Here is a 13,038-nt window from a genome sequence, read left to right as displayed (position 1 = left end):
CTCGATTTCTCCTCCCATGCCGTCAATCGACAGTCCATCTTTCGCCTAGCCGCTTATTTCGCGGGAGCATAACGTTTCCAAAGCTCGCGCCGCGACGTTGTTACAGCCGTCGCTCCTGCGGACAGCGCGGCCTCAACATCCTCGCCCGTCCGAATCAGGCCGCCGGCAAACACCGGCGTACCTGTTTTTTCCATAACCTCTTTAATCATGTGCGGCATGACGCCTGGCATGACTTCGATGTAATCCGGCTTCGTCCGCTCAATGAGCGTATAGCTTTTCTCCAGCGCATTTGTATCGAGCAGAAACAGCCGCTGAATGGCGATTAGCTTATGCTGCTTCGTCTTTTGAATAACGCCGGTACGCGTTGAAATAATACCTGCCGGCGCAATGTGCTGGCATAAAAAATCGGCCGCATACTCGTCGTTTTTTAACCCTTCGATCAGGTCCGCATGCACCAAAATCTTCTTTCTGTGTCTCGACGCTTCGTCCACAATGCTCTTCAACTGGCCCAACTGGCTGTCGAGCAGCACAAGATACGTATAGGACGAGGCAACCAGCTCCTCGAAATCCTTCCAACCGCGAATGGAAGGCACAATCGGCTGTCCAAAAAACGCCACCTGCGACCAGCTCCCTGCTTCTGTTAGCTATTGCCTCTTGCAATTGGTTCGTATTTTATTTGAATTATCGGATGATGACAACCTTTATATTTTATCCATAGGACCAGTTCTGGCCTTACGGCTACGATCCGAAGTTACTTTTCGCGACTGTTAGGCCAGTTTTGAGCTTACAACTGCTGCTTTCGAGAACACAGTCGTAATGCTGCATTCTGTTAGGCCAGTTCTGGCCTTACGCCTACGATCCGAAGTTACTTTTGCGACTGTTAGGCCAGTTTTGAGCTTACAACTGCTGCTTACGAGAAGCCAATCGCCATGGCGCACTCTCTTTATATTTTATCCAACATTTGAAAATCGATCATAGAAGGTGCCGCCTTAATATGGCCTAATACCGCTCCGACACAAGCTTTGCCTGCATAAAAAGCTGCAAGTAATCGCGGCTTCCCGCCTTCGAGTCGGTGCCGGACATGTTGAAGCCGCCGAACGGATGCGCGCCGACCAAAGCGCCGGTGCATTTGCGGTTTAAATACAGGTTCCCGGCAAAAAACTCCCGCCGTGCAAGCTCCAGATGCGATCGGTCGTTCGATATAACCGCGCCCGTCAAGCCGTAATCCGTCGCGTTGGCGAAAGCGAGCGCCTCCGCGAACGATGCAGCTTTCGTAAAGGCGACGACGGGGCCAAAAATTTCCTCCTGTGAGATTCGCGCATCGCTTTCCACATCGGCAAAAATTGTCGGCTCGATATAGTATCCGTCCTCGCTGCCCTTGCCGCCGCCGCAGACGAGTCGGCCTTCCGTTTTGCCGATCTCGATATACTCGAGAATTTTGGCATACGCTTTATCGTCAATGACCGGTCCGAGCGAGGCTGTAGCTTTGGCCGGGTCGTCAAGCGATAGCCGCTTCGTGCGCTCGATGACTTTCTGCAGCACAGCATCATAGACCGCTTCATGCACAATCGCCCGCGAGCATGCCGAGCATTTTTGCCCAGAGAAGCCGAAGGCGGCGGCTGTAATCGAATCGGCCGCCAGCTCCAGATCGGCGTCGCGGTCGACAATGATCGCATCTTTGCCGCCCATTTCGGCTACGACGCGCTTGATCCATTTTTGCCCCGGACGGGCAACCGCCGCGCGCTCGTTAATGCGGAGCCCTACGTCACGCGAGCCGGTAAAACTTACGAATCGGGTTAACGGATGATCGACCAAGTAGTCGCCGATCGTTCCGCCCGGTCCCGGCAAATAGTTGACGACGCCCGGCGGCAGCCCCGCATCCTCCAGCAGCTCCACCAGCTTGTAAGCGATGACCGGAGTCGGGCTCGCCGGCTTCAAAACGACGGTATTGCCCGCAGCAATGGCGGCTGTCGTCATCCCTGCCGTAATGGCCAGCGGAAAATTCCACGGCGGTATAATAACGCCGACGCCCAGCGGAATATAATACAGCTCATTTTCTTCGTCAGCGACCGGTGTCAGCGGCTGAGGCTGGCAAATGCGCTGCAGCTCCCGCGCATAAAATTCCATGAAATCAATTGCCTCCGCCGTATCGGCGTCGGCCTCCGCTCTCGTCTTTCCTGCCTCTATGGTCATCCACGCGGAAAACTCATGCTTGCGCCGCCGCAGCATCGCCGCCGCCCGGTACAAATAACGCGCCCGCTCGTTCGGATCGACGTCGCGCCAGCTTTCGAAAGCGGCCGCCGCCGCTTTTATCGCCTTTTCCGCCAGCGCTTTGTCGGCCTGCGAGACGATTCCGACGGCTTCGCTTTTTCGCGCCGGATTGACGGATGCCGCTTTATTGGCGGATTCGATGCGCGCTCCCCCGATTATGATCGGATAGTGCGCGCCCAGTTTGGATCGGACATTTTGAAGCGCATTCTCATAGGCGCTGTGGTTTGCCGGATCTTGAAACGGAGTAAACGGCTCGTTCTGAAACGTAATTCGCATAATGGAACAGCCTCCTTCGGAATAACATAGAAGTAACACGGTTTTTCAAGGGAACACTGAGCTGGATGGGGGGAGCGGCGAATGGACGGAACAGAGCTATATCGCAAAGTGATGCTGACGCTTTCCGGCAGCAAGCCGGTCAAATCATTGTCGATGAAATACGGCAAACGATTAGCAAGCAGATTTATAGCCGGCGACCGGCTGGAGGACGCATTAGACCGAATCGAGATGTTGAACAATCAAGGTATAAAAGTCACATTAGACCATCTGGGAGAAGGCATTAAGCATTTGGATGAAGCGTCTGGCTACAGAGACGAATATTTGCATTTAGTGCGAGGAATTGCCAATCGGCGGCTCGACTCCGGCGTCTCCCTCAAGCCAACCCAAATGGGGCTGGCCCTCGATGAGGAAGCTTGCTGCAGCAACATTCGCGCAGTCGTGAAGCAGGCGAATGAATCCAATATTTTCGTCACGCTGGATATGGAGGATTCGCCCTTTACGGACCGTACGATCAAGCTTGTAAATCGGCTTCACGGCGAAGGGCTCCGCAATGTTGGCACCGTCATTCAAGCTTACCTCTTCCGCTCGCTGATCGACGTCCAGACGCTCGCCAAAACCGGCGTCAGCCTGCGGCTTGTAAAAGGCGCTTACAAGGAATCGGCCTTGATTGCCTACCAGCGCAAACGCGACATCATCGAAAATTACAAACGGCTCATTCGCTACCATCTGGACAAAGGCATTTATACCGCGATTGCTACGCATGACGACACGATCATTCAGTGGGTAAAAGAATATGCCCGCCGCAAGCGGCTGCCAAAAACCGCCTATGAGTTTCAAATGCTGTACGGCCTTCGCATGAATGAACAGGCTGCCCTGGCGCAAGACGGCTACCGGATTCGCTGCTACATGCCATACGGCAGCATGTGGTATCCGTACTACACGCGCAGACTGGCAGAGAAGCCTTCCAATTTGATGCTCGTTCTAAAAAATATGTTCCATTAAGCGAAAATAGGCCATGAATCGGAAGGCGTGCCCCATAACAAGCGGCGGCGGCAGTTCCGTTCATGGCCTATTTTATTGCGGTTATTGTCCGATTATGGTTAATTCCTTCGGATAGCTCGTCAGTACGCGAGCCGTTCCGTCCGCTTGAATGTACACGTCATCCTCGATGCGAACGCCGCCGACAACAGGGTCATAAACACCCGGCTCGACCGTAAAGAGCAGCCCCGGCTCGATCAGCGTGTCGTTTTGCCCGGACACGGACGGCTGCTCATGCACCTCCATGCCGAACCCGTGCCCGACGCGATGCGTGAACAGCGGCCCGAAGCCGCGCTGCTCGATCGCCTCGCGCGCAGCGCGGTCGACGTACGACAGCGGAATGCCGGCTTTCGCCGCGGCAATACCGGCCTTATTTGCGGCAAGCACCGCTTCGTAAATGGCGCGCTGCTCCTTTGACGGCTCTCCGATAACGAAGGTGCGCGTAATATCGGAGCAATAGCCGCTTGCCTGAACGCCGATATCGATCAGCAGAAAATGACCGGCTTCCAGCGCGTACGGCCCCGGTACGCCGTGCGGCAGCGCCGATCTCGCGCCTGTCAGTACGATCGACTCGAATGCCGGACGGTCTGCGCCAAGCTTGCGCATTTGATATTCCAGCTCGGCTGCCAGCTCGATTTCCGTCGCGCCAATCTTAGCTATCCCCGCTGTGTGCGCCACAACCGCCTCCACCATACGGACGGCGGCGCTAACCTTCTCGATCTCCTCTTCGCTTTTGTTTATGCGCAGCGACAATATAAAGCTTTCCAAATCAGCGAAGCTGCCTCCCGGAAAAGCAGCCGTAAGACGCTCCGCTTTAGCGACCGAGACCGCATCTTTTTCAATGCCGATTAGTCGGATGTGTGAAGTTTCGCCTGTTGTTTTGCGCAGAACCTCGTAGGCGTTCTCCGTATCCGAGATCGGAACCGTTGTGCCCGGAGCGGCATGCTTCTCCGCCTCCTGAAGGTCGAGAAGCGGCATGTACAGCTTCTCTTCCCCGGTCACCGCGTTCAATGTGAACGACAGAAACCGTTCATGCGGGTTGCAATGAAAGCCGGTAAAATAATACACATTCGTCGGCGAAGTAATCATCGCCAAATCGATTCCGTTTTGCTTCATATAGTCAAGCAAGCGCTGTTTTCTAGCCTGCCAGATCGTAAGTTGTCCGCTCAAATGTTCATCCGCTCCGTTCCAATGCTTTTGCCACTATTGTAGCATACCCTAGCTTGTCATTCCTTTATCTAACCGACATGCCGGCTGCTATTATATTCGCCAGTCAAGAAAGGTATAATGGTCGTAGCAGTCATTCGGACTTGATGAGAAAGGATGAATTCCTATGTTAACCTTCGAGCAAAAACTAAACAACTATGCCGAGCTGATCGTCCGCGTCGGCGCCAATGTGCAGCAAGGGCAGTCGGTCATGCTGAGCGCATCCGTAGAAGCGCCGGAGCTTGCCCGCCTGGTCGTAAAGAAAGCTTACGAAGCAGGCGCCTATCAAGTGAAAGTGCAATGGCAGGACGACGCGGTGTCGCGCATTAAATACGATTTAGCGCCGGAGGCTTCGCTGCTGGAAGCGCCGAAGTGGCTGGCCGGCGAACGGCTGGAAATGGTCGAGCAAGGCGCCGCTTCCATTACGATCAGCACCGCCGATCCCGATTTGCTTCGCGGCGTGCCGATTGATCGCGTCAACAAGGCCGATCTGACGCTGCGCAAGGCGAACGAGAAATATCGCGAGTATGCGCAGGCGTTCAAGTTCAGCTGGTCGCTGGCAACCGCCCCGTCCGCCGCTTGGGCAGCCAAAGTATTTCCGGATGTACCGGAAGAAGAGCAGATCGACCGGCTGTGGGACGCTATTTTCAAAATGGTGCGCGCAGATCAGCCTGACCCTCTCGCTGCTTGGGAAGCGCATATTCGCGTACTTAAAGAGAAGGCCGCGTACTTAAATGAGAAAAGTTACAGTGCGCTTCACTATACCGCTCCAGGCACAGATCTGACGATCGAGCTGCCGGAAGGCCATGTATGGCTTGGCGGAAGCAAGAGCAACGAGCAAGGCGTCCTGTTCGTGCCGAACCTGCCGACTGAAGAGGTATACACCGCTCCGTTCCGCGACGGCGTAAACGGTACTGTCTCCAGCACGAAGCCGCTCAGCTACAACGGCAACATTATCGACCGGTTCTCCTTCACGTTCGAGAACGGCCGCGTAGTCAGCGTATCCGCCGAGCAAGGCGAGGAGGCGCTGAAAGGGCTGCTTGATACGGATGAGGGAGCAAAATATCTCGGCGAGGTTGCGCTCGTGCCGCATCATTCGCCGATCTCGGATTCGAACATTCTGTTCTACAAAACGCTGTTCGACGAAAATGCATCTTGCCATCTCGCGGTCGGCAACGCGTACGCCTCTTGTGTGAAGGACGGCGCGAAGCTGTCGAAAGAGGAGCTTGCGGCTAAGGGGCTTAACCGCAGCATGGCGCATACCGATTTCATGGTCGGCTCCGGCGAGCTCGACATTTACGGCATCACGGCATCCGGCGAACGCGAGCCGGTGCTGCTGAACGGCAACTGGGCGTTCTAAAGCACCTCCGCTATATGGCTGAATGCTCGATACTTCGACACCATGACACTGCACGTCCGGAATGTTCGAAGCTTCGACCACCATGACACTGCACGTCCGAATGTTCGAATCTTCGACCACCATGACACTGCACGTCCGAATGTTCCTACGATCGCCATTGTGCGCAGACTCCTATAATTAATTTGGCAGTGGTAGGAGGCCGCTCACAAAAGCGAACGCTATCGCTTCTTCGGAATCATTCGGCCGTTCCGTTCCGGTTCATCCTCTCAAAAAACAGGGCTGCCACCGTCTTCAAAGACGTAGGCAGCCCTGTTTGTAAAGATGGTCACTACTCACTCGAACATTCCGTTCCGACTTCTCTACATTAGCGAAACAGCCCCGGTTGATCCACACCGTACGCAACCGACTCCCCCGTCATTAGCGAAGCAGACTCGCTATATTACGAAGCTACTTTCGCTAATCTGGCAGTTTACGGCCGCTCTTCTACCATTTACGAAGCTGCTTTCGCTATTAGCGAACCTCCATTCCTCAGCAACGAAACCACCTTCGCTAACGCCTCATACTAACCGTTTCGCCCCATAATTAGCGCATTTCATTTCGCTATTCAGCGAACCGGCTTCGCTAATCCGCCGCAAGCCTTCACACTCTTTTCCTTCAACACTATGTTTGCGGCGAAACGAAGTAAGCGAATGATTCTGGAGAAGCGGAGCGTTCGCCTTTGTATCCGGATTCCAACCTTTTCGAGCAATTCAAGGAATCCGGATACAACAGCGATCGGAAGAACATTCGATTACGCAGTGCGCCTATCAAACATCAATCTCATTCGATTACGCAGTGCGCCTATCAAACATCAATCTCATTCGATTACGCAGTGCGCCTATCAAACATCAACCTCATTCGATTACGCAGTGCGCCCATCAAACATTACAAATCCACGATTGCCTTAATCACCTTCGACTCCGGCTTCAGCCACTCTTCGAAACGGCCGATCATTTCCCCAAAAGGTGCGCGATGCGTAATAAAGCTGTCCACATCGATGCTGCCGCTTCTTACCGCTTCAATGACGCCCTCGAAATCTTCCATCGTCGCGTTCCGGCTGCCCATGAGCGTCATTTCGCGCTTATGGAACTCCGGATCGTTAAACGAAAGATCCGCCTTCACAAGACCGACATAAACAAGCCGTCCGCCGTGCCCAACAAGCTCGAACGCATTCATCATCGAGCGGGCGTTGCCGGTCGCATCGTAGACGACAGTCGGGAATTCGCCGCCCGTCAGCTCCGCGATCTTCTCTTTCGCCTGTTCCAGCGCATTAACGGTATGGTCGACCTTCGCCCAATCCCGGCAAAAAGCAAGGCGCTCATCGTTAATATCCATCGCAATAACATTCGCGCCTTTGTGCTTGGCGAATGCCATCACGCCAAGGCCGATCGGACCGGCGCCAATGACGAGCGCCGTCTCGCCGGCGCGCAACTCCGAGCGGCGCACGGCATGAGCGCCAATGCTCAGCGGCTCAAGCACAGCCGTCTGATCGAGCGTTAAGCCATCCGTCCGGATGAGATGCGTCACAGGGACGGAAATAAGCTCGCGCATGCCGCCGTCAATATGAACGCCTAGCACTTTCATATCGGTGCAGCAGTTCGTCTTGCCATGGCGGCAGGCAATACATTCGCCGCAATGCATATACGGAATAACCGTAACCTGGTCGCCAGGCCGAAGGCTCAAATGGTTGTCGCCAACCGCCTCGACAACCGCCGCCAGCTCATGTCCAAGCACGCGGGGATAAGTGAAAAAGGGCTGATTGCCCTTATACGCGTGCATATCTGTGCCGCAAATGCCGATCCGCCGGATGCGGATGATCGCTTCCCCCTCCGCAAGCGTCGGCTCTGCCGTCTCGACCAGCCTCAGCTGATCGATATTTTCACATACGATTGCTTTCATAATGAATCTCCTTCCACAACTTTACTTTGCCACATAGCGGCATAATTGCTGAAATGACCACCTGTACTAAACCCTCGCCTTGTTGTATTCAGCAACGCCGCTCGGCCAAGTCTCATTGTGGACCGGCGCCAAAATCGCCAGCACTTCCGAGAGCAGCGCCTCGTCCATCGGTTCCTCCGTCCACGCTGCATTGCGGCGGATGTTATCCGGATTCGCCGTGCTCACGAGCGTCGTCGGAATACGTTCGTTCGCCGTCGAATACTGCATCGCCAGCTTGGCGATATCGACGCCCTGCTTCGCGCAAAACTCGGCAGCCTCATGCGCAGCCGTTTTCAGCGTCGAGCCGGCCGGATGCCACGCCGGCGTTCCACGCGTACCGAGCAGTCCCATCGACAGCGGCGAAGCGTTAACCAGTCCGATGCCTTGCGTTTCGACCAGCGGAAGCAGCTGCAATAAGGCGGTATCGTTCAGTGAATAGTGGCAGTAGGAGAGAATGACTTCGATATCCGAGCCCGGCAGCCAATGCTCAAACAACGCAATCGGCAGTCCCGAGATGCCGAAATAACGAATTTTCCCTTGCTCCTTCAGCTTGCGGAGCGCCGGCAGCGCTTCCTGCGCATGCTCCGGCGTAACGAATTCCAGGTCATGCAAAAACATCATGTCGATATAATCGGTCTGCAGCCGCTGCAGACTCTCTTCCACGCTCGCCAATATGCGCTTTTCCGAGAAATCAAACACATCCACCCCATAACGGCCCGCCTTCGTCGACAGCAAAAACTTGTCGCGCGGAATTTCAGCTATCGCCCGCCCCAGAACGGTTTCCGCTTTCGTCAGGCCGTAATACGGCGATACATCGATATAGTTAATGCCCGTGTCGATTGCGGCATGAACGGTGCGAATCGCTTCCGCGTCATCCGTTTCTCTGAACACCGAGCCCAGCGACGACGCGCCAAAGCTAAGGACGGACACATCAAGCCCCGTATTGCCAAGTTTCCGATATTTCATTAAGCCCACCCTTTCGCTTCGACAAAACCATTCTACAAAATAACGCCATCTTTAAATATTGCAATTTCCTTAAAGCCGTTCCGCTCATTGCGCGCGCGGTCCTCGCCTGATGCGATTCGGATGATCCGCTCCCACAGCTCGTCGGTCAGCTCCTCCATCCGTTTGCCCTCAAGCAGCTGCCCTGCATTATAGTCGATCCAGTTCTTTTTACGTCCGGCAAGCTCGCTGTTCGTCGCGATTTTGACAGTCGGAACCGGACCGCCGAAAGGCGTTCCTCTGCCTGTTGTAAAGAGGACAATATGCGCGCCGCCTGCCGACAATGCCGTTACCGAAACGAGATCATTGCCCGGCGCCTCAAGCAGGTTGAGACCCGTATGCGTAACCCGCTCCCCGTAAGGCACGACGTCCGTCACGACCGCATGGCCTCCCTTTTGCGTACAGCCGAGCGACTTTTCCTCCAGCGTGCTGATGCCGCCGTCCTTGTTGCCCGGCGAAGGATTTTCGTAAATTTCCTGATCATGGCGTATAAAATATTGCTTGAAATCGTTAATCAGATGAACGATTTTACCGAATACCTGCTCATTCTCCGCGCGGTTCATCAGAATGGTTTCCGCTCCGAACATTTCCGGCACCTCGGTCAAAATCGCCGTTCCGCCTGCCGCGATAAGCCGGTCCGAGACCTTGCCGACCAGCGGGTTTGCCGTAATGCCGGACAATCCGTCCGAGCCGCCGCATTTAAGCCCGAGCTTAAGCTTGGAAATCGGAACCGGCTGGCGCTCAAAGGTCTCGGCATATTCAACGAGCTCTTCCAGCAGCTCAAGCGCTGTTTCCAATTCGTCCTCAACCTCTTGCGACTTCATAAATTTAACGCGTTTAGGATCATACTCGCCAATCGCTTCTTTGAACGAGTCGATCTGGTTGTTCTCGCAGCCCAGCCCCATGACGAGAATGCCTGCCGCATTCGGATGATTAACAAGCGAAGCGAGAAGCTTTTGCGTATAAGTCAAATCGTCGCCGAGCTGCGAGCAGCCAAACGGATGGGCAAAATGGTAGATGCCGTCGACGCGGTCGCCGAACATCGCGTCCGCTCTTTTTGCCGCGATATCGCAGGTTTTGTTAATGCAGCCGACCGTATTGATAATCCAAATCTCGTTGCGGATGCCGACTTCGCCGTTGCTTCTCACATAGCCTTGGAAATTGCGTCCCTGCTCGCTGGAAGGCGCGGCAGCCGAAGCGGCAGCCGGTTTATATTCGTAATCGACGAACCCTTTCAAGCCCGTCCGCAAATTATGCGTATGAATCCAGGAGCCCAGCTCGATATCCGTTTTTGCGACGCCGATCGAGTAGCCGAATTTCAGCACATGCTCGCCTTCCTGCACACGGCGCGCCGCGATTTTATGCCCTTTCGGCACATCCTCGCGCAGCTCGATCTCCGCGCCGCCGTCCAGCGTAATCCGATCGCCCTTGACCATTGGCGAAAGCGCAATAACGACATCATCCTGTCCGTTCAATTTGACCCAGCTGTTCATGCACGCTTCCTCTCCATTTCTGTCAAAAATGCCGCTACGGCTTTCACCAGTCCAGCCTCAACAGACAAATCCCGGCCCCACACGCCGCTCAGTCCGAGCAGCCGCACAGCCGCCGCTTCATAAATGGTCTCCGCGCCGCCGCTGTCCCGCTCCGCTTCGCTCCATGCTTTCGAAAGCGCCGCAAGCGCAGCGGCATCGTCGCGAACCGTATATGAAGTTCCCGAGAGATTAACGCCCGCGTAACCGCCATTGCCGTCCGGCGCTACTTTATAGTAACGAAGCAGACCGGCGAAGCCTCGAATAAGACGGCTCGGAAGCGGCTTGCCGTTATCGATATAATGCAGCAAGGAAGGCAGCAGCCTAACTTTAAACTTGCTGACGCTGTTCATCGCGATATCGCTAAGCCGGTGGCGGATGAACGGATTTAGGAACCGCTCGTATACGGTGCCGGCATATTCATTAAGCTCCTGCTCCGGCAGCGGCAGCAACGGGATAATCTCCTGCTCGACCGTTTCGCGGATATACGGCCCGAAGGCTGGATGCTCCATCACCTCGCGCACCTGCTCCAGACCGTGCACTAACGCAAGCGGAGTCATCAGCGTATGCGCTCCGTTCAGAATGCGCACTTTGCGCAGCTGGAACGGTTTCAAATCGTTAACCCAATGAACGTTCAAGCCGGATTGGCGCAGCGGCAGCCGTTCATCCAGCTCAGGCTCGCCTTCAATCGCCCAAAAATGGTAAGGCTCTGCCGTGCTCAGCATCTCATCCTCATAGCCCCATTCCGCAAACCATTGCGCCGCCTGCTCGGCATCCGGGTATCCGGTGACAATGCGGTCAACGAGCGAATTTAAAAACCGGTTGCTTCCGGCAATCCAATCCTTGAACGCCGCAGGCAAGCCCCAATCGTCGCTGTAGCGCAATATGCATGCCTTCAGCTCGTCGCCGTTGCGCTCGAGCAGCTCGCAAGGCAGGCAAATCAAGCCGCGCCGCGGGTCGCCGCTAAACGCCTGATAGCGCCGATACAGCAAGTAGGTAAGCTTGCCGGGATAGGACTGAACCGGCTGTCCTTCAACGAGCGCTTCCTCCCGATAAGCAAGCCCTGCTTCGGTCGTATTCGAAACGACGAACTGCAGCTCCGGACTTTCCGCAAGCGCAATCAGCTTTTCCCATTCCGTATACGGATCTAAAGCTTGCTTGAATACTGAAACAACCTCTTTGCGCTCCACGCGCTCTCCGTTTTCCAGCCCTCTAATAACGAGCGTATAAAGACCGTCCTGGCCGGCGAGCTTATCGATCTTTGGCTTTCCTGACGGACGAGGCTGCGTCACCGCGACACTGCCGTCAAACCGTCCTTGGTTGCGGGCTTGCTGCAGCATCCAATCGATAAAGCCGCGAAGAAAATTGCCTTCGCCGATTTGCAGCACCGTTACCGGACTCGCTTGCGTCGCCTCATATTGTTCTTTATCAACACCCGACAATGTCCGTGCATTCAGCTTATTAGTCATAGCTTGTAGAATTCCTTTGCGTTTAGTCCGTACAAGCGATCCCGATCCGCCCCGCTCCAGTCAAACGGGATCGAATCCTCCAACACACCGATCACTTCATCGTAGCTTGCCGCCAGCAGGCATACTGGCCAATCGCTGCCGAACATCACTCTCTCCGGGCCAAAATGCTCCAGCACGAACCGGATATAACGGCTGAAATCTTCCGGCTGCCAATGCTGATGATCCGCTTCAGTCACCATACCCGACAGCTTGCAATAAATACTTTTATGCTTCGCAATTTCCGCCATCTGATCGCGCCATGGGTCCAGCACGCCTTCCGCTATTCGAGGCTTTGCAATGTGGTCGATAACGCCCCGCAGGTTCGGCACCAGCTCCAGCAGTTTAATGACGGTGTCCAGCTGATGCGAAACGACGAGCAGATCGACCGGAATATTTTCCTCTTCAAATCGTTGCAGCGCTTTCACAAAATGCGGCTCGAGTACCGCATTTGGGTCCGGCAACTCCTGAATCATCATGCGGAAGCCGGCCAGCTTCGGATGCTTTCGCATCCGCTCGAAATGCTGCCAATAATCGGGATCATCCAAATCCAGCCACCCGACAACCGCCGCAATCGAATCATCCTTATCGCTTAGCGCCAACAAATAATCCGTCTCCGCAAGCGTCGGCGCCGCCTGCACCGCTACCGTCTTGTCGATGCCGTGCTTGGCTAAGCTGGGCGCCAAATCGACCGGCAAATAATCGCGGTACAGCACCGGAATTTCCGGTGTAATCCAGCCGTAGTCCCCGCGCGCAATCGACCAATAATGCTGATGCGAATCGATCCTCATGTTCAACCTGCCCCCTGTACAATCTCGTTTATATCTCCTATTATAGAAACCAATAATGAATTTAAAAATTGCGTAAACCCGCA

The 13,038-nt window shown here is 54.9% G+C and carries 10 protein-coding genes; 2 read left to right on the top strand and 8 right to left on the bottom strand.

Translation table 11 applies throughout. The features are described 5' to 3' along the window. Window positions 1-53: 53 nt before the first annotated feature. Window positions 54-617 (bottom strand): glycerol-3-phosphate responsive antiterminator, encoded by a 564-nt coding sequence (locus tag GOM71_RS05055; RefSeq protein ID WP_367649471.1) that lies wholly within the window; start codon window positions 615-617, stop codon window positions 54-56. A 382-nt stretch (window positions 618-999) separates the two neighbouring features. Further along, the gene (gene pruA / locus GOM71_RS05050; RefSeq protein ID WP_156278665.1) at window positions 1,000-2,547 is read right to left on the bottom strand and encodes an L-glutamate gamma-semialdehyde dehydrogenase; all 1,548 of its coding nucleotides are present in this window, start codon (window positions 2,545-2,547) and stop codon (window positions 1,000-1,002) included. An 81-nt stretch (window positions 2,548-2,628) separates the two neighbouring features. Between pruA and GOM71_RS05045 the strand changes: the two genes are divergently transcribed. Then, window positions 2,629-3,549, top strand: a complete 921-nt coding sequence (locus GOM71_RS05045) for a proline dehydrogenase family protein (protein WP_156278664.1) — start codon at window positions 2,629-2,631, stop codon at window positions 3,547-3,549. Between the two features lie 81 nt (window positions 3,550-3,630). Here GOM71_RS05045 and GOM71_RS05040 read toward each other — a convergent pair whose 3' ends face one another. Then, entirely contained in the window at window positions 3,631-4,755 is a 1,125-nt protein-coding gene (locus GOM71_RS05040) for a M24 family metallopeptidase (protein WP_253944707.1), read from the bottom strand. 163 nt (window positions 4,756-4,918) lie between these two features. Here GOM71_RS05040 and GOM71_RS05035 point away from each other — a divergent pair, with 163 nt between their 5' ends. After that, on the top strand, window positions 4,919-6,151 hold the full coding sequence (locus tag GOM71_RS05035) for an aminopeptidase (protein ID WP_156278663.1): 1,233 nt from the start codon (window positions 4,919-4,921) through the stop codon (window positions 6,149-6,151). Window positions 6,152-7,075: 924 nt separating this feature from the next. On the opposite strand, the gene GOM71_RS05030 is transcribed toward GOM71_RS05035, so the two are convergent. The 5 genes from GOM71_RS05030 to GOM71_RS05010 all read right to left on the bottom strand — a co-directional run bounded on the left by GOM71_RS05030 (window position 7,076) and on the right by GOM71_RS05010 (window position 12,955). Then, the gene (locus GOM71_RS05030; RefSeq protein ID WP_156278662.1) at window positions 7,076-8,089 is read right to left on the bottom strand and encodes a zinc-binding alcohol dehydrogenase family protein; all 1,014 of its coding nucleotides are present in this window, start codon (window positions 8,087-8,089) and stop codon (window positions 7,076-7,078) included. Between the two features lie 66 nt (window positions 8,090-8,155). After that, entirely contained in the window at window positions 8,156-9,094 is a 939-nt protein-coding gene (locus GOM71_RS05025; RefSeq protein WP_156278661.1) for an aldo/keto reductase, read from the bottom strand. Window positions 9,095-9,126: 32 nt separating this feature from the next. Next, a complete protein-coding gene (locus GOM71_RS05020; protein ID WP_156278660.1) occupies window positions 9,127-10,623 on the bottom strand; it encodes a UxaA family hydrolase in 1,497 nt (498 codons plus the stop codon). Then, window positions 10,620-12,128 (bottom strand): tagaturonate reductase, encoded by a 1,509-nt coding sequence (locus GOM71_RS05015; protein ID WP_156278659.1) that lies wholly within the window; start codon window positions 12,126-12,128, stop codon window positions 10,620-10,622. The genes GOM71_RS05020 and GOM71_RS05015 overlap by 4 nt, the downstream gene beginning before the upstream one ends. Further along, window positions 12,125-12,955, bottom strand: a complete 831-nt coding sequence (locus GOM71_RS05010; protein ID WP_173275223.1) for an amidohydrolase family protein — start codon at window positions 12,953-12,955, stop codon at window positions 12,125-12,127. Before GOM71_RS05010 ends, GOM71_RS05015 begins: the two co-directional genes overlap by 4 nt. Window positions 12,956-13,038: the final 83 nt, after the last annotated feature.

The organism is Paenibacillus sp. NEAU-GSW1, from assembly GCF_009737085.1.
Classification (GTDB): domain Bacteria; phylum Bacillota; class Bacilli; order Paenibacillales; family Paenibacillaceae; genus Pristimantibacillus.
This window is presented reverse-complemented; position numbering and strand designations above follow the sequence as displayed.

Coding starts and splice junctions, on each gene's coding strand:
- pruA (WP_156278665.1), bottom strand. CDS start 2,547: ATGCGAATTACGTTTCAGAACGAGCCGTTTACTCCGTTTCAAGATCCG.
- GOM71_RS05045 (WP_156278664.1), top strand. CDS start 2,629: ATGGACGGAACAGAGCTATATCGCAAAGTGATGCTGACGCTTTCCGGC.
- GOM71_RS05035 (WP_156278663.1), top strand. CDS start 4,919: ATGTTAACCTTCGAGCAAAAACTAAACAACTATGCCGAGCTGATCGTC.
- GOM71_RS05030 (WP_156278662.1), bottom strand. CDS start 8,089: ATGAAAGCAATCGTATGTGAAAATATCGATCAGCTGAGGCTGGTCGAG.
- GOM71_RS05025 (WP_156278661.1), bottom strand. CDS start 9,094: ATGAAATATCGGAAACTTGGCAATACGGGGCTTGATGTGTCCGTCCTT.
- GOM71_RS05020 (WP_156278660.1), bottom strand. CDS start 10,623: ATGAACAGCTGGGTCAAATTGAACGGACAGGATGATGTCGTTATTGCG.
- GOM71_RS05015 (WP_156278659.1), bottom strand. CDS start 12,128: ATGACTAATAAGCTGAATGCACGGACATTGTCGGGTGTTGATAAAGAA.
- GOM71_RS05010 (WP_173275223.1), bottom strand. CDS start 12,955: ATGAGGATCGATTCGCATCAGCATTATTGGTCGATTGCGCGCGGGGAC.